This is a genomic window from Campylobacter upsaliensis (assembly GCF_900637395.1).
GTDB classification, from domain to species: Bacteria; Campylobacterota; Campylobacteria; order Campylobacterales; family Campylobacteraceae; genus Campylobacter_D; species Campylobacter_D upsaliensis.
The window spans coordinates 819,373-838,088 of record NZ_LR134372.1 but is presented as its reverse complement, the minus strand read 5'-3'; the positions used below and the strand labels follow the sequence as shown (position 1 = coordinate 838,088).

At 34.3% G+C, this 18,716-nt stretch carries 23 protein-coding genes; all 23 read left to right on the top strand.

Annotated elements, in window-relative coordinates:
* The 23 genes from EL158_RS04280 to EL158_RS04175 all read left to right on the top strand — a co-directional run bounded on the left by EL158_RS04280 (position 1) and on the right by EL158_RS04175 (position 18,695).
* A complete protein-coding gene (locus tag EL158_RS04280; protein ID WP_027304649.1) occupies positions 1-489 on the top strand; it encodes an HAD hydrolase family protein in 489 nt (162 codons plus the stop codon).
* Positions 480-989: a hypothetical protein gene (locus EL158_RS04275; RefSeq protein WP_027304650.1), complete on the top strand. Its 510-nt coding sequence runs from the start codon at positions 480-482 to the stop codon at positions 987-989. The genes EL158_RS04280 and EL158_RS04275 overlap by 10 nt, the downstream gene beginning before the upstream one ends.
* On the top strand, positions 974-1,438 hold the full coding sequence (locus EL158_RS04270) for an LptA/OstA family protein (RefSeq protein WP_027304651.1): 465 nt from the start codon (positions 974-976) through the stop codon (positions 1,436-1,438). Before EL158_RS04275 ends, EL158_RS04270 begins: the two co-directional genes overlap by 16 nt.
* Complete coding sequence (gene yihA, locus EL158_RS04265) at positions 1,428-2,018, top strand: ribosome biogenesis GTP-binding protein YihA/YsxC (protein ID WP_027304652.1); 591 nt, start codon at positions 1,428-1,430, stop codon at positions 2,016-2,018. Before EL158_RS04270 ends, yihA begins: the two co-directional genes overlap by 11 nt.
* The gene (locus EL158_RS04260; protein ID WP_027304653.1) at positions 2,015-2,509 is read left to right on the top strand and encodes a hypothetical protein; all 495 of its coding nucleotides are present in this window, start codon (positions 2,015-2,017) and stop codon (positions 2,507-2,509) included. Before yihA ends, EL158_RS04260 begins: the two co-directional genes overlap by 4 nt.
* A complete protein-coding gene (mrdA, locus tag EL158_RS04255) occupies positions 2,509-4,290 on the top strand; it encodes a penicillin-binding protein 2 (RefSeq protein WP_027304654.1) in 1,782 nt (593 codons plus the stop codon). Before EL158_RS04260 ends, mrdA begins: the two co-directional genes overlap by 1 nt.
* 143 nt (positions 4,291-4,433) lie before the next feature.
* Complete coding sequence (napA, locus tag EL158_RS04250; RefSeq protein ID WP_004277297.1) at positions 4,434-7,208, top strand: periplasmic nitrate reductase subunit alpha; 2,775 nt, start codon at positions 4,434-4,436, stop codon at positions 7,206-7,208.
* A gap of 2 nt (positions 7,209-7,210) precedes the next feature.
* A complete protein-coding gene (gene napG, locus EL158_RS04245) occupies positions 7,211-7,960 on the top strand; it encodes a ferredoxin-type protein NapG (protein WP_027304655.1) in 750 nt (249 codons plus the stop codon).
* Entirely contained in the window at positions 7,957-8,748 is a 792-nt protein-coding gene (gene napH, locus EL158_RS04240) for a quinol dehydrogenase ferredoxin subunit NapH (RefSeq protein WP_027304656.1), read from the top strand. The genes napG and napH overlap by 4 nt, the downstream gene beginning before the upstream one ends.
* Positions 8,738-9,259, top strand: a complete 522-nt coding sequence (locus tag EL158_RS04235) for a nitrate reductase cytochrome c-type subunit (RefSeq protein WP_027304657.1) — start codon at positions 8,738-8,740, stop codon at positions 9,257-9,259. The genes napH and EL158_RS04235 overlap by 11 nt, the downstream gene beginning before the upstream one ends.
* Positions 9,259-10,194: a WD40 repeat domain-containing protein gene (locus EL158_RS04230; RefSeq protein ID WP_027304658.1), complete on the top strand. Its 936-nt coding sequence runs from the start codon at positions 9,259-9,261 to the stop codon at positions 10,192-10,194. The genes EL158_RS04235 and EL158_RS04230 overlap by 1 nt, the downstream gene beginning before the upstream one ends.
* Complete coding sequence (locus tag EL158_RS04225; RefSeq protein ID WP_034956146.1) at positions 10,194-10,529, top strand: chaperone NapD; 336 nt, start codon at positions 10,194-10,196, stop codon at positions 10,527-10,529. Before EL158_RS04230 ends, EL158_RS04225 begins: the two co-directional genes overlap by 1 nt.
* Positions 10,530-10,575: 46 nt before the next feature.
* Positions 10,576-10,740: a hypothetical protein gene (locus EL158_RS08545; protein WP_164715686.1), complete on the top strand. Its 165-nt coding sequence runs from the start codon at positions 10,576-10,578 to the stop codon at positions 10,738-10,740.
* Positions 10,737-11,408: an AzlC family ABC transporter permease gene (locus EL158_RS04220; RefSeq protein ID WP_027304660.1), complete on the top strand. Its 672-nt coding sequence runs from the start codon at positions 10,737-10,739 to the stop codon at positions 11,406-11,408. The genes EL158_RS08545 and EL158_RS04220 overlap by 4 nt, the downstream gene beginning before the upstream one ends.
* Positions 11,401-11,718 carry a branched-chain amino acid transporter permease gene (locus tag EL158_RS04215; protein ID WP_027304661.1) on the top strand — a complete coding sequence of 106 codons (318 nt, stop codon included), beginning with the start codon at positions 11,401-11,403 and terminating at the stop codon, positions 11,716-11,718. The genes EL158_RS04220 and EL158_RS04215 overlap by 8 nt, the downstream gene beginning before the upstream one ends.
* An 8-nt stretch (positions 11,719-11,726) precedes the next feature.
* Positions 11,727-12,299 carry a LysE family translocator gene (locus EL158_RS04210; protein WP_081788104.1) on the top strand — a complete coding sequence of 191 codons (573 nt, stop codon included), beginning with the start codon at positions 11,727-11,729 and terminating at the stop codon, positions 12,297-12,299.
* A 43-nt stretch (positions 12,300-12,342) separates the two neighbouring features.
* On the top strand, positions 12,343-12,591 hold the full coding sequence (locus EL158_RS04205) for a hypothetical protein (RefSeq protein WP_099462039.1): 249 nt from the start codon (positions 12,343-12,345) through the stop codon (positions 12,589-12,591).
* Complete coding sequence (gene ciaD / locus EL158_RS04200; RefSeq protein ID WP_027304663.1) at positions 12,588-13,073, top strand: effector protein CiaD; 486 nt, start codon at positions 12,588-12,590, stop codon at positions 13,071-13,073. Before EL158_RS04205 ends, ciaD begins: the two co-directional genes overlap by 4 nt.
* A complete protein-coding gene (locus EL158_RS04195) occupies positions 13,042-14,154 on the top strand; it encodes a tRNA nucleotidyltransferase/poly(A) polymerase family protein (protein ID WP_034956149.1) in 1,113 nt (370 codons plus the stop codon). Before ciaD ends, EL158_RS04195 begins: the two co-directional genes overlap by 32 nt.
* Positions 14,139-14,963 carry a formyltetrahydrofolate deformylase gene (gene purU / locus EL158_RS04190; protein WP_027304665.1) on the top strand — a complete coding sequence of 275 codons (825 nt, stop codon included), beginning with the start codon at positions 14,139-14,141 and terminating at the stop codon, positions 14,961-14,963. The genes EL158_RS04195 and purU overlap by 16 nt, the downstream gene beginning before the upstream one ends.
* Before the next feature lie 9 nt (positions 14,964-14,972).
* Positions 14,973-15,950 carry a magnesium/cobalt transporter CorA gene (corA, locus tag EL158_RS04185; protein WP_004277283.1) on the top strand — a complete coding sequence of 326 codons (978 nt, stop codon included), beginning with the start codon at positions 14,973-14,975 and terminating at the stop codon, positions 15,948-15,950.
* 10 nt (positions 15,951-15,960) lie between these two features.
* Positions 15,961-16,494 carry a molybdopterin adenylyltransferase gene (mog, locus tag EL158_RS04180; RefSeq protein ID WP_027304666.1) on the top strand — a complete coding sequence of 178 codons (534 nt, stop codon included), beginning with the start codon at positions 15,961-15,963 and terminating at the stop codon, positions 16,492-16,494.
* 191 nt (positions 16,495-16,685) lie between these two features.
* Positions 16,686-18,695: a methyl-accepting chemotaxis protein gene (locus tag EL158_RS04175; RefSeq protein ID WP_126361509.1), complete on the top strand. Its 2,010-nt coding sequence runs from the start codon at positions 16,686-16,688 to the stop codon at positions 18,693-18,695.
* Positions 18,696-18,716 lie beyond the last annotated feature (21 nt).

Sequence of the window (18,716 nt, the reverse complement as noted above, 5' to 3'; positions counted from 1 at the left end):
ATGATAGAGCTTATTTTTTTAGATATTGATGGCTGTTTAACTGATGGTAAGATTATTTACACGCAAAATGGTGGTGAGATTAAAGAATTTGATGTAAAGGACGGAGCTGCCATTGAAGCGTGGCTTAAGCTTGGCAAAAAAATAGCTATCATCACAGGGCGTAATAGTCCTTGCGTAGAGCAAAGAGCTAAAGATTTAAAAATCGAATTTGTCTTTCAGGGCATTAAAGATAAATTAAGCTGTGCCAAAGAGCTTTTAGTAAAATTAAATTTAGACTTTTCACAATGTGCTGCCATAGGCGATTATCATAACGATAAAGCCTTGCTTGAAGCTGTCAAACTTAGTTTTAAGCCTAAAGACGCACATAAGGATTTAAAAGTCGATGTAAAGCTTAAGAAAAAAGGGGGGCGTGGTGCCGTAGCACAAATGATAGAGCTTATCATCGAAAGAAATGCTATGCAAAAAGAGTGGGACGCACTTTGGCGATAAAAATTTTTGGAATTTTGATTACTCTTTTTAGTATTATTTTTGCTTTGCTTGGTATGCAAAATCCTTACACTATGGATTTAAAAAACTATGCACTTGATTTTAAAAATGTCGAAGCACATCATTTATACGCTTATGAATTAAATGCAAGTAGCGTAAAGTCCTACTATGAAGCAAAAACTTGGACGCGTTATAATGATAAAGATGTATTTAAAAATTTCGTTAATTTAGGTGGAGATTTTAATTTGAGTGCAAATTCTTTAGAGGTTTTGGGTAAAAAGCAAGAAAATATCGTTTTTGAAGGAGATGTTGTTTATATTAGTGATGAAGTTAAAATTATGAGTGAAAAGGTCAAATACAATACTGCAAGTAAGCAAATTAGCACTGATACAAATTTTAAAGCCCTTTTTAATAATAATGTAGTTAAGGGAAATACGCTAAATTACGATACTAAAAACAAAATTTTAAAAGTGCAAGGAGTTAATGCATGGCTTGTAAATTAATCATTGGATTTTTTTTAAGCTTTAATGTTTTACTTGCCGATAAGATTGAGGTTAAAGCACTTAATTTTTATGCTGATGAAAACACAGGCAAGAGTGTCTTAAGTGGTAATGTTGTCGTAAGTAGAGGCAAAGATGTGCTAAATGCCGAAGAGCTTGTCATTTTTATGGATAAAAATAGAAAACCTTTGCGTTATGAAGCGAGTAAAAATCCTAAATTTAGCATTATGCTTAACGATAAAACCTATAAAGGAAGTGGAGATAAATTTATCTACAATGTTGCTAAAGATACCTATGAGATCAATGGCAATGCCTTTATCCACGAAATCAACACAGATAAAAAACTTTATGGAGATAAAATCATAGTCGATAGAAAAGCAAATATCTATCAAGTGCAAAGCAGGCAAAATAAACCTGCGCGTTTTGTTTTTGAGCTTGAAAATGATAAGTAACGCCACTTTTCTCACTTCTTTAGCTAAATTTGACCCAAATTTTGAAGCAAATTGTGCTGAAGTGGCATTTTTAGGGCGTTCAAATGTGGGAAAAAGTTCGCTCATTAACACACTTTGTAAGCAAAAAAAACTCGCCAAAAGCTCAAGCACACCGGGAAAAACCCAGCTTATTAATTTTTTTGAAATCAAATGCAAGAAAAATGAAGAAGAATTTAAAATTCACTTTATTGATTTGCCCGGTTTTGGCTATGCTAAGGTTTCTAAAAATCTTAAAGAAATTTGGAATAAAAATTTAGACGAATTTCTTAAACTCCGCACCTCTATAAAGCTTTTTTTACACCTTATCGATGCTAGACATACAAATTTAGAGATTGATTTAGGTGTCGATGCGTATTTAAAAAGTTTTTTGAGGGGCGATCAGCAAATTTTAAAAGTTTTTACTAAGGCAGATAAGCTTAATCAAAGTCAAAAAACAAAACTTAAAAATGATTTTGAAAATTCTTTACTGATTTCAAATTTAAATAAAAGTGGTTTAGCTTTGTTAGAAAATATCATCTTAGAAAAGACGCTAGGATTATGATGAAAAGGGTAAGTGTTTATAATAAGAGCTTAAATTTTTCTTATGTGTTTTTAGGAATTTTTTTTATTTTTTATGAAATTTTAAGTTCTGTTTTTTCTTATCTTCCTTTATTTTACGGCTTCTTTTTTTGCTATATGTTTATGCTTTTAGAGGAGAGAGAAAAGACGCTTTTAAAGCTTGATTTTCGTTGGTATTTTTCTTTATTTTTCTTGCTTTTTGCAGATATCACTCACGATTTTTTTCCTTTTTCTTCTTGGATAGCCTTTTTTATTTTTTACTATGCTTTGGCGGGGTGGATTAAAACAAATTTAAAGATGTCAAGCACGACACCTATTGTTTTCGTTTTTTGTGCCTATCTTTTTGTGGTGATTTTAGAGCTTGTTTTTTCTTATGCAAATAATGAAAAAACAATTTTGTTTAGTTTTTCTTATTTTATTTCTATATGTTTTGAAGCTTTGTTTGCTTTTGTGTTTTTTAAAGGTAAGATTTAATGAGAATGCGTCTTGTTGTGGCTTTTATTTTTCTTTTCTTTGTGCTTTTGTTAAGTAGGGTGTATTATCTTAGTATAAAATCTAATGTTTATTATGAGGAGCTTGCAAGACAAAATTCCATTAAAACAGAATATTTGGTCCCAACAAGAGGCGAAATTTTAGACAGAAATGGCTCAATTTTGGCGATGAACGATTTAGGGTTTAGCATAGCTCTTAAGCCTTATTTAAGCATTAAAAAGGAGCATAGGGGTAAGCTAGAGCTTGAAATTGCCAAATTGCAAGAGCATTTTCCAGATCTTAACGCAACGATATTGGTAAGAAACTATAAGAGGGCTGATTCTTACTATAACCAAGACTTTATCGAGGTGATTGATTTTCTAAGCTATGATGAGATTAGTCCGCATTTTTCACAGCTTTCTCAAAATGAAAATATCCGCATTATCCCCACGACTAAACGCAAATATCCTTATGGCAAATTAGCCTCGCATATCATAGGCTACACCCAAAAGGCAAATTTGCAAGATATAAGTGAAAATGAGATAGCAAAGCTTACAAATTACACGGGAAAAAGTGGCATTGAGCGTTATTATAATGAAATTTTGCAAGGACAAAAAGGCGAGAGAGTTTATAAGGTTAATGCCTTCAATCAAGTTTTAGAGGAGCTTTCTTACAAGGACTCTAGCTCACAAGATATTAGTTTAAGCATAGATATAGCTTTGCAGAGTTATTTGAGCGAAATTTTTGCCGATAATAGCGGAGCAGCCGTGATAATGGACGCTTATAGTGGAGAAATTTTAGCCGCTTCAAGCTTTCCTGAATACGACCTTAATCCTTTTGTGCGTGGAATTTCCACAAAAGACTGGAAAGCCTTAATAGAAAATTTAGACCACCCCTTTACAAATCGCTTAGTTAATGCAAATTACCCACCCGGCTCCGTTGTGAAAATGGGCGTTGGACTTGCTTTTTTAAATTCAAATTCCATCAATACCGCCACTGAGTTTTATTGCTCTGGTTCTGTTGAGTTAGCAGGGCGAAATTTTCGCTGTTGGAATCGAAGCGGACACGGCTCTATGGACTTAAAACACGCCATCAAGCATAGTTGTGATGTGTATTTTTATGAAGGGAGCTTAAAAGTAGGGATAGATCTTATAGCCTCCACGCTTTCACGCATAGGCTTTGGGGCAAAAACGGGCGTAGATTTGCCTAATGAATTTGTCGGAGTCGTGCCAAGTAAAGAGTGGAAAATGCAACGCTATAAAAAGCCGTGGTATCAAGGCGAAACGCTTAATACTAGCATAGGGCAGGGCAATTTTTTAGTAACTCCTATGCAAATTGCCAAATACACCGCACAAATTGCCACAGGAGAGGAAGTTAGTCCTCATTTTTTAAAAGATAAAAATCTCAGCTCCCCTAAGGAAGTTTTTACACTTTTTGAAAAAAGCCAACTTCCTTATATTAGGAATTCAATGTATGCTGTGGCAAATGAGCAAGGTGGAACGGCTTATCGCTATCTTAATCATTTGCCTATTAAAGTGGCAGCCAAAACAGGCACAGCACAAGTTATAGGTTTTTCTCAAGCGGATAAAAATAGGGTCAATGAAGCCGAGCTTAAATATTACACGCGTTCTCATACTTGGATTACAAGCTATGCACCTTATAATAAGCCTCGTTATGTCGTTACCATACTACTTGAACACGGTGGCAAAAGCACAACGACTGGGGTTTTAACCGCACAAATTTATCAAAAAATGTTTCAAATGGGCTATTTTAAAAATCAATAGTTTTTTATGTTTTGTAATGATTAAAAAGAGTAAAAAAGTCCTATAAATCCATAGCTTAAAAATTATTCATTTTTTTCTTAATTTATCATCTTATTAACATTTTTGCTGGTAAAATATAGCGATTTTACCTTGAAAGGAAAAAAATGAATAGAAGGGACTTTATCAAAAATACGGCAATTGCAAGTGCTGCAAGTGTCGCTGGTATGAGTGTGCCAAGCTCTTTAATGGCTGCACCTAAAGAAGAGTGGCAATGGGATAAATCCGTATGCCGATTTTGCGGAACGGGCTGTGGGATTATGGTGGCTAGAAAAGATGGCAAAATAGTCGCCATTAAAGGAGACCCTGCCGCACCTGTAAACCGTGGGCTTAACTGCATTAAGGGTTATTTTAATGCTAAAATTATGTATGGTGAAGACCGCCTTGTAATGCCTTTACTTCGTGTCAATAGTAAGGGAGAATTTGATAAAAAAGGTAAATTTCAGCAAGTTTCGTGGCAAAGAGCTTTTGATGAAATGGAAAAGCAATTTAAAAAAGCTTATAATGAGCTTGGAGTTACTGGCGTTGGAATTTTTGGTAGCGGGCAATATACCATCCAAGAAGGCTATGCAAGCGTCAAACTTGCAAAAGCTGGTTTTAGGACAAATAATATTGACCCAAATGCAAGGCATTGTATGGCTTCTGCTGTTGTGGGCTTTATGCAAACTTTTGGCGTTGATGAGCCATCGGGCTGTTATGATGATATAGAGCTAACCGACACTATCATCACTTGGGGAGCTAATATGGCTGAAATGCATCCTATTTTATGGTCTAGGGTGAGTGATAGAAAGCTAAGTAATTTAGATAAGGTTAAGGTTGTTAATCTTAGCACTTTTTCAAACCGCACAAGCCATATAGCAGATACTGAAATCATCTTTAAGCCAAATACGGATTTAGCGATTTTAAATTTCATCGCGAGGGAAATTGTTTATAATCACCCTGAAGCTATGGATAAAGATTTTATTAAAAATCACTGCGTTTTTGCGACAGGATATGCCGATATAGGCTATGGTATGAGGGCAAATGCTAACCACCCTAAATTTAAAAAGAGCGAAAAAGACACGGTTGCGAAAGAAAATAGCATAATCTTAGATGAAGAAGAGGCGACTGCTCTTTCTTATTTGGGTGTTAAGGCTGGTGATACGCTTAAAATGACACATCAAGGTGTGCCAGATAAAAACTGGGAAATTTCTTTTGAAGACTTTAAAAAGGCACTTGAGCCTTATACTTTAGACTATGTAGCTAAGGTTTCTAAGGGCGATGATGATGAGAGTTTGGAAGATTATAAGAAAAAATTACAAGAGCTTGCAAATTTGTATATAGAAAAAAATCGCAAAGTAGTGAGCTTTTGGACTATGGGCTTTAATCAGCACACAAGAGGCACTTGGGTTAATGAACAAGCCTATATGATACACTTTTTACTAGGCAAACAAGCAAAGCCGGGCAATGGTGCTTTCTCACTTACAGGACAACCTTCAGCTTGTGGCACGGCTAGAGAGGTCGGCACTTTTTCACACCGCTTACCAGCAGATATGGTCGTGGCTAATCCTAAGCATAGAGCTATTTCTGAAAAAATTTGGAAAGTTCCTAATGGGACAATTAATCCAAAGCCGGGTTCGCCTTATCTTAAAATTATGCGTGATTTAGAAGATGGCAAAATTAAATTTGCTTGGGTTCAAGTGAATAACCCTTGGCAAAATACCGCTAATGCAAATCACTGGATAGAAGCAGCGCGTAATATGGATAATTTTATCGTTGTGAGTGATTGTTATCCGGGAATTTCAGCGAAAGTGGCGGATTTGATTTTGCCTAGTGCGATGATTTATGAAAAATGGGGTTCTTATGGTAACGCAGAAAGAAGAACGCAGCACTGGAGACAACAGGTTTTACCTGTGGGTGCGGCGATGAGTGATACTTGGCAGGTGATGGAATTTGCCAAACGCTTCAAGCTTAAGGAAGTTTGGGGTGAGAAAAAAGTCGATGAGAAATTAAATTTACCAAGTGTTTTAGACGAAGCTAAGGCTATGGGATATAGTGAAGAGGACACGCTTTATGATGTGCTTTTTGCTAATGCCGAAGCTAAGAAATTTAAGGCTGATGATAAAATTGCTAAAGGTTATGATAATAGTGAAGTCAATGGCGATGAAAGAAGGATCATTGGTAGCGATGGAAAGGAATTTAAAGGCTATGGCTTTTTCGTGCAGAAATACCTTTGGGAGGAATACCGCAAATTTGGACTAGGACACGGACACGACTTAGCAGACTTTAACACCTATCATCAGGTAAGAGGATTAAGATGGCCTGTGGTAAATGGTAAAGAAACTCAGTGGAGATTTAATACCAAATTTGATTATTATGCGAAAAAAGCTGCGCCAAAGAGCGATTTTGCTTTTTATGGAGATTTTGATAAAAATTTACAAAAAGGCGACTTGCTTGAGCCTAAAACGGAAGAGAAGTTTAGCATTAAAAATAAGGCTAAAATTTTCTTTAGACCTTTTATGAAAGCACCTGAAAGACCGAGCGAGGAGTATCCATTTTGGCTTTCTACTGGTAGAGTTTTAGAACATTGGCATAGTGGGACTATGACTATGCGTGTGCCAGAGCTTTACCGTGCTGTGCCTGAAGCACTTTGCTATATGAACGAGGAAGATTGCAAAAAGCTCAAGCTTGAACAAGGCGATTTGGTATGGGTGGAATCAAGACGCGGTAAAGTCAAAGCTAAAGTCGATATGAGAGGAAGAAATAAGCCACCTAAAGGGCTTGTTTATGTGCCGTGGTTTGATGAAAATGTGTATATTAACAAAGTAACCCTTGATGCGACTTGTCCGCTTTCTAAGCAAACAGACTTTAAAAAATGTGCGGTAAAAATCACTAAGGCTTAATGATGAAGGACAGAAGGGAATTTTTCGTCAAAAGCTTTAAAGGCTTGTGTCTTTGTGCTGGAGGAGGCTTTTTAGCGACTTTAGCTTTAAAGGCTGATGAGAGTGTATTTTTGCGTCCTCCCGGAGCTGAAGATGAGGAGAGATTTTTGAGTAAATGCATTCGTTGTGGATTATGCGTGAAAGCCTGTCCTTACGATACTTTAAAACTTGCCTCCTTGCTTGATGCACCACAAAATGGCACACCTTTTTTTAAGCCGCGTGAAATTCCTTGCTATCTTTGTGAGAATATCCCTTGCATTAAGGATTGCCCAACTGACGCTTTAGATAAAAATTATCTTAAAGAAGAAAATGGCATTAAAGAGCTTAAAATGGGTATAGCCATAGTCGATAGTGCTTCTTGTGTGGCACACTGGGGCATACAATGTGATGCGTGTTATAGAGCCTGTCCTTTAATAGACAAAGCCCTAAAAATCGAAACAAAACGAAACGAACGCACCGCTAAACACGCTTTTTTGCTACCTGTGGTCGATCATGAATATTGTGTAGGCTGTGGGCTTTGTGAGAAGGCTTGCATTACCGAAGAAGCAGCGATACGCGTTTTACCAAGAGCTTATGTTTTGGGTAAAGCTGGGGCACATTATGTTAAAGGCTGGGATAAGCAAGATGAAGATAAGCTCAAAAATTCTAGCACGCAAAGAAAGCTCGATAATGAAAAGGCTAAAGACTATCTAAACGCGGAGGATTTGTTGTGAAATATCTCATTTTAAGACGCGTGGTTCAAATTTTGATTTTAGTGCTTTTTGCTTTTAGTGCCTTTGACTTCATTTTAAAGGGTGATTTAAGCTCATCTAAGCTTTTTTCTACCATACCCTTAAGCGATCCTTTTGCCGTGCTTCAAATTTATCTTGCTAGTTTTAGTGTGGATTTTATGGCTTTGCTTGGAGCTTGTGTGGTGCTTGTTTTATATGGAGTATTTTTGGGTAGGGCTTTTTGTGCTTGGGTATGTCCTGTGAATTTAATTACAGATTTTGCTGCCTTTGTAAGAGCGAAATTTGGATTTAAATCAAATAAAAGCTTAGTTTTAAGCAAAAATTTGCGTTATTATCTTTTAATCTTGGTTTTAATCTTATCTTTCACGCTTTCTTTGCCTGTGTTTGAAGGAATTTCTTATATAGGAATCGTGCATAGAGGGATTATTTTTGGAGGGGCTTCTTGGCTTTTTGTTGCTTTTGTGATCTTTTGCATTGACGCATTTTTAAGTCCTAGAGCGACTTGTTCGCATTTATGTCCTTTAGGAGCTTTTTACGCTTTAATGACGCGTTTTGCCCTGCTTAAAATTAAGCATAGGGTAAGTAAATGCACTAAGTGCTATCATTGTGTGAGCGTTTGCCCTGAAAAGCAAGTGCTTTGGATGATAGGAAAGGAAAGTGCGAGTGTGAATTCTGGCGAATGTATAAGGTGTGGTAGGTGCATTGATGTATGCAATGATGATGCTTTGAGTTTTAATATTTTTGATTTAAGGAAAAAAGATGAAAAATAAAATTTTCTTAGTTTCTGCGGCGGCGGCTTTATTTTTAGCAGCTTGTGCGGTGAATAATGGGGTAAGTTCTGAGCAAATTGGACTTAGAAAGGCGAATTTAAATAATGAAAATAGCGTAGTTTTAAGCGATATTAATTATAGTGGCTTAGGTGCTGGAGAATCAGCTCTTTTAGAAAGAGCTTTTGAAAACGCTCCACCACTTATCTCGCATAATCTTGATGGTATGCTCCCTATCACAAAGGAGAGTAATTCTTGCTTAACTTGCCACGATAAAGCTATCGCTCAAGATGTCGGTGCTATCGCTGCTCCTGCGAGTCATTATTATGATTTTCGAAAAAATAAACCAACGGGCGATGTAATTAGCGAGGTAAGATATAATTGCATTCAGTGCCATGTCGCTCAAAGTGATGCTAAACCTTTGGTGGGTAATACCTTTAAAGCGGAATTTAAAAATGAAGCACTTAAGAGCAAATCCAACTTACTTGATGTGATGAACGAGGGCGTAAAATAATGAAAAAATTCCTCCTTCTTCTTGTGTTGAGTTTGGAGCTTATGGGCTTTAAGGTGGAGTTAAATTCTAATGTTACCGCTTTAAAGCTTGAAGAAAAAAGCTTATATATAGGCACAGATGAGGGGGAAATTTATATCCTAGAGACACAAAATTTAAAAGGGCAAGATGAAGATCTTTTTCTAAATGAACCCTTTGTTAAATTTGAAAAAGTGCAAAATTATTATGAAACTTTAGGGGCTAAAATTTATTATATTGATGTGCTTAATAATAAAATGCTCGTTTTAAGTGAGGGCGATTTTGGGAGTAAAAATTTAAGCATTTATGAAAATAATCATTTAAAGCAAACCAAAAAACTTGAATTTGAGGGGATAAATCGTGCCTTTTTTATCGATGAAAATACCCTGCTTGTTGGTTTAATAGGCTCTGAAGTCAAGCTTTTAAATTTGGATTTTAAGGAATTAAAAAGCTTTAAATTTTCTCACTCTAGCCTTAATGACATTGTTTTAAGTGAGGATAAAAAGAGTTTTGTAGCTGGGTTTGAAAGTGGAGAAGTGGAGCTTTTTGACTTAGAAAAATGGCAAATTCTTAAAAATTATAATGCTATACATAAGGATAATATTTATCAAGTGAGTTACAAAAATGGCGTAATTTTAAGCTGTGGCACGGATAGGCGTGTGAGTGTGATAAGAAAAGAGGAGCAAAATTTTTTGCAAAAAGATTTTTTAATCTATGCTTGCGCCTTAAGTCCTAGTGGAAAATTAGCTGCTTTTAGTGATAATAATAGCGGTATTACGGAGCTTTTTGAAACAGCTACTTTAAAAAGCGTTAAGAAATTTGAAGATTTGGATATGATGAGTGAATTTATCGTATTTTTAGATGATAGCACTTTGCTGATTTCTGGTTTTGGTAAGGTAATTTTGATGAGGAGTTTATAATGAATCTTTCTAGCGTTTTGATTGTCGCTAAAGAAGAGATGATTGACACTTTAGCCGAAAGTATCGCTAAGATAGAGCTTTGCTCTGTGGAGCTTAAAGAAAAAGATAAATTGGTCGTGGTAATAGAGAGTGAGGATTTAGATAGTGAGCTTAAAGCCTACAAAAAGCTTGAAGCTTTACCAAATTTAATTAGTATCAATATGATCTTTTCTTATCAAGATTTAGATGAAGATATACAAAAAGCACTTAATAGCGGCGCAATAGAGAGTATAGAAAAAAACGAAAAAGCTGAAAATGTCGTTTATAATGGCAGTGTTTTTCAAAAAATGTCCTAAATTTTCGCTACAATTCTTTCTTTAAATTTTAAAGAAAGTTGTGCATATGGTTTTTTTACTTCCCTTGCTTTTTATTATCGCTTTACTTTTTGGCATAGATTATTATTATTTTAAAGATGTTAAGCAAGAAAAAATTCAAAAAGAAGAAAATAATTTAACCCTAGAGCAAGAAAAACGCAAACATATAGAAAGCCTTTTTAAAAACAAATGAAAAAACTTTTAGCGATTACTCTGCCTGTTTTAATGGGCTATATCCCTCTTGGAATGGCTTTTGGAATTTTAGCTTCTAGTGCTGGATTTAGCTTTTATGAAGTGCTTTTAAGCTCTGTGGTCGTTTATGCTGGGGCAGGGCAGTTTATTTTAGTTGCTTTAATAAGCGGTGGGGCAGGATTTTTAGAGGTCGCCTTAACCTCATTTTTAGTCAATTTCAGGCACTTTTTTTACACCCTATCTTTGCTAGAAGAATTTAAAAAGATGAATTTTTTAAAGCATTATGCTATTTTCGCACTCACAGATGAAAGCTTTGCTATCATTAGCTCTAAAAAAAGACAGATAAAAAATTTAAAGCAAAAAGGACATTCTCGGTTAATTTTTATTATTTGCCTTTTAAATCATAGCTACTGGATTTTAGGCTCTTTGCTTGGATTTTTGTTTCAGCAAAATGTTAAGATTGATTATAGTGGGATAGAATTTTCTCTTAATGCGCTTTTTATCGTCTTAGCTTATGAGCTTTATAAGCAAAATCCCAAATTAAAAATTCTTCTTTTTGCCACATTGCTTTCACTCATCGCACTTTTTTGCATTGATAAGGCATATATGTTTGCTTTTTGTTTGAGTGTGGGACTTGCTTTACTTCTTTTAGGAAAAAAATATGTTTGAAAATTATATTTTAATGATGATTTTTGCGGCTTTTCTTGGCACTTATCTTTCTAGAGTTTTGTCCTATGCTCTTTTTAAGCATAAAAAAGAAAGTCAAAATTTGCTTTTTATACAGAAAAATATGCCTTTACTTATCATAATCATTTTATTTTTTTACACCTTTTATGGGGTAGATTTTATGCGTTCTCCTTACGGACTTGATATGATTTTAGCTTGTGTTTTTGTCTTTCTTTTTCATTTTAAATTTAAAAATGCACTTTTAAGCATTATTTTAGGGACGATTTTTTATATGATTTGTTTAAGATTATAAGGATTTTTGTGGAATATTTTTTATTATTTCTTACTCTTATACCCATCTCTCTTTTGCCCGGTTTTAATATGCTTTTAGCTTTTTCTTTGGGACTTAGCTTAGGTTACAAAGCGACTTTATGGGTTATGGTGGGGCAGTTGGTAGGACTTGCTTTGGCTGTTGGAATTTGCATTTTGAGCTTAAATTTTCTATCACAATTTGAGTTTATTTTTCAAATTTTAAAATATTTTAGCGTCGCTTTTTTACTTTATATGAGTGTTAAATTATGGCGGACTAAATTAAGTATAAAACAAGATGAAATCACAAAAAAACGGCGATTTTCCCTTATGTTGCAAGGCTTTATCACTTCAGTAAGTAACCCAAAAGTGTGGATTTTTTTCTTTTCTCTTTTGCCCTCTTTTATCCATTTAAATTTATTTTTTCTAATGAGTTTAATCCTTAGTGTAGAATTTTCTTGCCTTAGTCTTTATGCTTTAGGCGGAAGTGTTTTTAAGCATTTTATGAACGCACATTTGGATAAAATCGGCAAATTTAGTGCCTTATGTATCGTTGGAATTGCCCTTAGCTTTTTGCTTGAATAAAATAAAGCTTTGTGCTAAAATATTTCAAATTTTTTCAAGGAAAATGATGAAAAATACTATCACAGAAGCCTCTATTTATGAAGCACAGGGACTTAAAAACGAGGCTTTAGAAATTTATAAAAAGATACTTAAAAATGATCCTAGTAATGAAAATGCCATTGTGGCTATTCGAAGGTTAAGTGGTTTGCGTTCTAAAAATAAGGATTTAAACATACAAATGCTTGATTTTTTTCTCACTATGCAAAGCGAAGAAGAGATTAACGAATTTAAAAGGTGGTTGATAAAAATATGAATTTAGAGGATTTAGCAAAAAAAACGATTGATGAAGTGCATCATCAAATCAAAGAACAAGAAAGGCAACTTCAAAGCCTAAAAGAGCAAGAGGAAGAACATCAAAAAGCAGATGAAACTAAAATAGAAGTGCTTGAAGATGATCATTTAAAAACAAGCCAAGAAGACATTTTAGAACAAATTCAAATGGCAAAATTCCAAGAAGAGCAAGAAAATTTGGAAATTAGCGAACAAGACGAAACGAAGAAAGAACCTTTGCAAGAGGAGCTTGTCGAAGAAAGTGAAATTTTAAATCCTAACATCATAGCTAAGGTGCAAAGTTTAAATGAAGACATCTTTTTGAAAAACCTAAAAGAGCGTATTTTGGTGCTTTTTGAGGGGCTTAATGACACTAAAAAAGAAGATTTGGACGCTAGACTTGAGCTAACGATTAATTTTTTAGAGTTTTTACTTGCAAATATCGAAGATAGACTTAATAAATAAGCTTCATTTTATAAGCGATTTTTTACGCCCTCATACTCAAAGAGCTTATTTGGTCGGTGGGAGTGTGAGAGATTATTTTTTGGGGCTTGAACTTAGGGACTTTGATGTAGAAGTTTATGATATAAGTCCTAAAAAATTTGATGATTTAATGCAAAAACTTGGTGCAAATAGCTATGGAAAAAGCTTTTTTGTCTATAAATTTCAAAATTATGATTTAGCTTTAGCTAGAACGGAAAACAAAAATGCCCCCGGTCATAAGGGCTTTGAAGTCCAACTTTGTAACGATGAGACTTTAGCAGCTAAAAGGCGTGATTTTACCCTTAATGCTTTGATGATTAATATTTTTAGCGGTGAACTTTTGGATTTTTATGGCGGATTTAAAGATTTAAAAAGCGGAATTTTAAGGCATATTGATGATAAAAGTTTTATGGAGGATAGTCTTAGGGTTTTAAGGGCTGTAGGCTTTGTCTCTCGCTTTAATTTTCATCTAGCTTCTCAAAGCTTAAATTTAATGAAAACTATGGATATAAGCGATTTAAGCGAAGATAGAATTAATGCTGAGCTTTATAAATTTTTTAAAGGAGAGCATTTAGCTTTAGCTTATAAAACTTTGCAGGATTTAGGGCTGGAAAAAAAGCTTTTTGATGCAGAATTTGATGATGAGAATTTTTTAAAATTATTAGAAAATGCTAGGAAATTTGTCAAAGATGAAGCTTTATTTTTATATCTTTATCTTAATTATTTTAACATTAAAGAGCCATTTTGTAAAAAATCTAAGCTTAAAAAAAAGCTTTTAAATCAAGCCTCTCAGCCTTTTTTTAAAAAAAAGATAAGTGATTTAGAGCTTTTAAAAATCGCTTCTTTAATGCCGCTTAAATCTTGGCTAGGGCTTTGGGATCAAAAGCGTATTGAAAGGGCTAAATTTTTAGGTGTTTATGAGGAGAAATTTCATAGTCAAATTCAAGCTCAAACTTATCTAAAGCAGGGATTTTCTGGTAAAATGCTAGGCTTAAAATTACAAAGCGAGAAAGAAAAAGAAATGATGGCTTATTTAGAGGGATTAAAATGCACTATGTCTTAAAAATTTGCACAAAAGATGCTAAGGGGCTTATTTATAGAATTGCTGATGTGATTTTTAAATATCATATTAATATTATTAAAAACGATGAATTTGTCGGTGAAGAGATGTTTTTTTTCCGCGCACTTTTAGAGGGAGAATTTGAGCCAAAAGCCTTTGTGGGAACACTTGAAGCTATGCTTGGAGAGGGAGCATTAATAGAACTTCACGAAAAAAGAAAAAAAGATATTGTCATTTTTGCTACTAAAGAAAGCCATTGTTTGGGGGATTTACTAATCCGTCATTATAGCAATGAGCTTGAAGCAAACATTAAAGCCGTGATTTCTAATCATAATGAATTAAAAAACTTGGTTGATAAATTTAATATCCCTTATCATCTCATCAGTGCTGAAAATACAAGCCGCGAGGAGCAAGAGGGTAGAGTGCTTGAGTGCCTTGAAAATTATCAATTTGATTATTTAGTTTTAGCTAAATATATGAGAATTTTAAGTCCAAATTTTGTGCGACATTTTGAGGGTAAAATTATTAATATTCATCACTCATTTTTACCTGCTTTCATCGGTGCAAACCCTTACAAACAAGCTTTTGAAAGAGGGGTTAAGATTATAGGAGCGACTGCACATTTTGTTAATAATAATTTAGATGAGGGTCCTATCATCACTCAAGATGTGATTAATATCAATCACGAATTTAGTTGGAAGCAAATGCAAGAAGCAGGGAGAAATGTGGAAAAAAATGTTCTTTCTCACGCCTTAGATTTAGTTTTTGAGGATAGAATATTTATCCATAAAAATAAAACTATTATTTTTTAAAGGAATTTAATGCTCTATATTTACACAAAAACCCCAGACGCCTTAGTGAAGAGGCTAGAATTTGACTTTAAAAGCGGAGCTTTGCCACAAAATATCCTTTGGATAGATTTATTACACCCAAAGCCTGATGAGATTAGTTTTATTTCTTCGCATTTTAACTTGCAATTTCCAAGCGAGGAAGAAAGAGGTGAGATAGAGCTAAGTGCTAAATACTGGGAGGATAGCACTAGCATTACAATCAATGCACATTTTTTAATGAAAGGCTTAAAGCTTGATGATGAGAAAAATCTCAACCTTCACACCGAAATCATCACCTTTGCTACGGCTAAAAATATTCTTTTTACCGTGCGTTATAGCGATTTTAGCACCTTTAATGAAATTCAAACCCGCATTTTAGCCAGTCCTAAAAATTTCGAAGATGGTTTTGATATTATTGACAAAATGTTTGAAGTGCGTGTGGAAAAGGATGCGGACTTGCTAGAGTGGATTGATAAAGAGGCGAGGCGTTTAAGAAGTAGTATTTTAGAAAAGAAAAATGAGGGTGGGTATGATGAGTTATTAAAGGATATTTCAAATTTGCAAGATTTAAATATGCGTGTTCGCGACTCACTTTTTGATAAACGCCGTGCTATGACCTCTCTTTTAAAAAGCGATAAAATCGATAAGGATATTAAGCAAAATTTAACCATAGTTTTAAAAGACTTAAATTCGCTTGTGGAATTTAGCGTTTCGCAGTTTAATATTTTAGATAATATTCAAACTATACTCACAGGACAAATTAATATCGAGCAAAATAGGACCATTAAACTTTTCACGGTTGCTACTGTGGCGATGATGCCACCGACTTTAATAGGAACGATTTATGGAATGAATTTTAAATTTATGCCTGAACTTGAAATGCACTATGCTTATCCTATTGTGCTTGGTGTGATGATAATCTCTATCATCGTCCCTGTGTATGTTTTTAAGAAAAAAGGTTGGTTGTAAAGGAGAAAAAATGGATATTATTAACATAGGAATTTTAACCCTAAGCGATAGGGCAAGCAGTGGAATTTACGAGGATAAAGCCACTTGCGAGGTGGAGAGAGTCTTAAGCTCTTATATTAAAAATCAAATTATTTTTCATAAAGAGCTTATTGCTGATGATTATGATGAGATAGTTAAAAAACTGATTTTTTTAAGCGACGAGAAAAAATGCGATTTTATCGTTACAAGTGGTGGCACAGGACCGGCACTTAGAGATGTAACCCCTGAAGCCACAGAGGCGGTTTGCGATAAGATGATGCCGGGTTTTGGAGAATTAATGCGACAAGAAAGCCTTAAATTTGTCCCCACAGCCATACTTTCAAGACAAACTGCTGGTATTCGTGGCAAAAGCTTTATTTTAAATCTCCCGGGTAATCCAAAAGCCATAAAAGAGTGCTTAGAGCCTGTTTTCCCTGCTATACCTTACTGCATAGATTTAATAGGTGGTGCGTATATAGAAAATAATGAGGATAATATTAAAATCTTTCGTCCTAAGAAAAAGTAATTTTTAGTGCAAACCTTCCCTTTATCAAAATCAAATTTTTAAAACTTTCTTTTAAGCCCTATATTTTATGGGCTTATCTTAATTTTATGCCATTAGGACAAAAAAATCTCATTTTAATTTTATTTTAAGAATTTGTTTTTTTTTTTTTTGGTAAAATCCAAAGTTTTTAAATATAAAAAGGAGCTATCATAATGTTAAATAATTTTAAACTGGGGACTAAAATTATCACCATTGTTCTTTGTTGTGTATTTTTAGTTATTTTCTTTTTAACTCTCATTGTTTCTTATCAAAGTTATCAGGTTTTAAGTAAAGAGGCGCGTTCCTTAATTGATAACGCAGGTGCAAGAAATGTTAATAAGACGGAAGGCTTTATCAATCGAGTAAGTGCAACAACTCAATTTGCGGTTAATAGACTTAATACAGCATTAGAGCGAGGAGAGTTAAGTGATAGGGAATTGTTAGATGTTTTAGAGGCTTTATCGGGTTCATCTGATTTTATAGAATATGCTTATATCATTTTGCCTCATTCTAAGTCTTATATAGCAGCAAATGGAGCGGGTGAAGTGATGGATAATGGTCTTAAAAATGTGCTTAGTCAAAATATTGATACTAATAATGATAAAATGTTTGTGTCTAAACCTTTTAATGTCCAAATTAAAAATAAAAATATTTTCACAATCAATTTTAGCTTTAACATCTTTAATTCTCAAAAACAAAAGGTAGGAACCTTAGGCATTTTGTATAATGTGAGTGCTTTAAGTCAGGATTTGCTAGACCCAAGACGCAGTATTTTTAGCGAGGATAGAAGATTTTTAATGACTCAAGATGGCGTGGTTTTCTTGCATCCTAACAAAGACTTCTTAGGTAAGAATTTGCGTGAGGTAAATACTGATGAAAGTGCGCAAAACATTATAAATGCTTCTATGGAAAATAAACGAGGAATTTATGAGTATGATTATATGGGTAGTGCGTATATGGCTGGGGTCCAACCTTTTAAAATTGCTAATTCTGATGCCTATTTCACTATGGTTACTGTCGCTCCAACTCGCAGTATTTACGAGCCTTTCTATGACTTATTGTTTAGCATAGTTTTGACTTCTTTGATTAGTTTGCTGGTGCTTAGTGTCGCCATTTTGTATTATGTTAAAAATTATATTACTACAAGAATTGAAAATGTATCCAAGCATTTGTTTGCGTTTTTTAAATATATCAATCTAGAAACGACAGAATTACCTGGCAATTTACGCCCTCGTGCGAATGATGAAATCGGTCAAATGGCAGCTGCTATTAACGAAAACATCAAAGCCACTAAAGAAGGCTTAGACCGAGATAGTCAAGCCGTGAAAGAAAGTGTAGAGACCGTTTCCATTGTAGAAAGTGGCAATCTCACAGCAAGAATCACAGCTAATCCTAGAAACCCTCAACTTATAGAACTTAAAAGTGTTCTTAATAATCTCCTTGATGTCTTACAAACTAAAGTGGGTAAAGATATGAATAAAATCCACGATATTTTTGAAGAGTATAAAAACTTAGACTTTAGACACAAAATAGAAAATGCAAGCGGTAGTGTAGAAGTAACCACTAATGCCTTAGGCGAAGAAATCATCAAAATGCTTAAACAAAGCTCTGATTTTGCAAATTCTTTAGCCAATGAAAGCTCCAAACTTCAAAACGCTGTGCAAAACCTTACTACAAGTTCAAATTCTCAAGCTGCTTCTTTAGAAGAAACTGCTGCTGCTTTAGAAGAGATAACCTCCTCTATGCAAAATGTTTCTCAAAAAACAAGTGATGTTATCGCTCAAAGTGAAGATATTAAAAATGTAACAAGCATTATAGGTGATATAGCTGATCAAATCAATCTTCTAGCTCTTAATGCTGCCATAGAAGCTGCAAGAGCAGGAGAACACGGAAGAGGCTTTGCCGTCGTGGCTGATGAAGTAAGAAAACTTGCAGAAAGAACCCAAAAGTCTTTAAGTGAGATAGAAGCAAATACTAACTTACTTGTCCAATCTATCAATGATATGGCAGAAAGCATTAAAGAACAAACTGCTGGTATCACACAGATTAATGAAAGTGTGGCTCAAATAGATCAAACCACTAAGGATAATGTAGAAATTGCTAATGAAAGTGCTATCATCTCTAATACTGTTAGTGATATAGCAAACAATATCCTTGAAGATGTGAAGAAGAAGAAGTTTTAAAAGCTTTAATTTATACCCACT

Bases quoted from the DNA above. Each gene is read 5' to 3' on its own strand.
- EL158_RS08545 (WP_164715686.1), top strand. From the start codon at position 10,576: ATGGTTTTTTTACTTCCCTTGCTTTTTATTATCGCTTTACTTTTTGGC.
- yihA (WP_027304652.1), top strand. From the start codon at position 1,428: ATGATAAGTAACGCCACTTTTCTCACTTCTTTAGCTAAATTTGACCCA.
- EL158_RS04235 (WP_027304657.1), top strand. From the start codon at position 8,738: ATGAAAAATAAAATTTTCTTAGTTTCTGCGGCGGCGGCTTTATTTTTA.
- EL158_RS04270 (WP_027304651.1), top strand. From the start codon at position 974: ATGGCTTGTAAATTAATCATTGGATTTTTTTTAAGCTTTAATGTTTTA.
- EL158_RS04215 (WP_027304661.1), top strand. From the start codon at position 11,401: ATGTTTGAAAATTATATTTTAATGATGATTTTTGCGGCTTTTCTTGGC.
- napA (WP_004277297.1), top strand. From the start codon at position 4,434: ATGAATAGAAGGGACTTTATCAAAAATACGGCAATTGCAAGTGCTGCA.
- mrdA (WP_027304654.1), top strand. From the start codon at position 2,509: ATGAGAATGCGTCTTGTTGTGGCTTTTATTTTTCTTTTCTTTGTGCTT.
- EL158_RS04260 (WP_027304653.1), top strand. From the start codon at position 2,015: ATGATGAAAAGGGTAAGTGTTTATAATAAGAGCTTAAATTTTTCTTAT.
- corA (WP_004277283.1), top strand. From the start codon at position 14,973: ATGCTCTATATTTACACAAAAACCCCAGACGCCTTAGTGAAGAGGCTA.
- purU (WP_027304665.1), top strand. From the start codon at position 14,139: ATGCACTATGTCTTAAAAATTTGCACAAAAGATGCTAAGGGGCTTATT.
- EL158_RS04280 (WP_027304649.1), top strand. From the start codon at position 1: ATGATAGAGCTTATTTTTTTAGATATTGATGGCTGTTTAACTGATGGT.
- EL158_RS04225 (WP_034956146.1), top strand. From the start codon at position 10,194: ATGAATCTTTCTAGCGTTTTGATTGTCGCTAAAGAAGAGATGATTGAC.
- mog (WP_027304666.1), top strand. From the start codon at position 15,961: ATGGATATTATTAACATAGGAATTTTAACCCTAAGCGATAGGGCAAGC.
- EL158_RS04230 (WP_027304658.1), top strand. From the start codon at position 9,259: ATGAAAAAATTCCTCCTTCTTCTTGTGTTGAGTTTGGAGCTTATGGGC.
- napG (WP_027304655.1), top strand. From the start codon at position 7,211: ATGAAGGACAGAAGGGAATTTTTCGTCAAAAGCTTTAAAGGCTTGTGT.
- EL158_RS04220 (WP_027304660.1), top strand. From the start codon at position 10,737: ATGAAAAAACTTTTAGCGATTACTCTGCCTGTTTTAATGGGCTATATC.
- EL158_RS04175 (WP_126361509.1), top strand. From the start codon at position 16,686: ATGTTAAATAATTTTAAACTGGGGACTAAAATTATCACCATTGTTCTT.
- ciaD (WP_027304663.1), top strand. From the start codon at position 12,588: ATGAATTTAGAGGATTTAGCAAAAAAAACGATTGATGAAGTGCATCAT.
- EL158_RS04205 (WP_099462039.1), top strand. From the start codon at position 12,343: ATGATGAAAAATACTATCACAGAAGCCTCTATTTATGAAGCACAGGGA.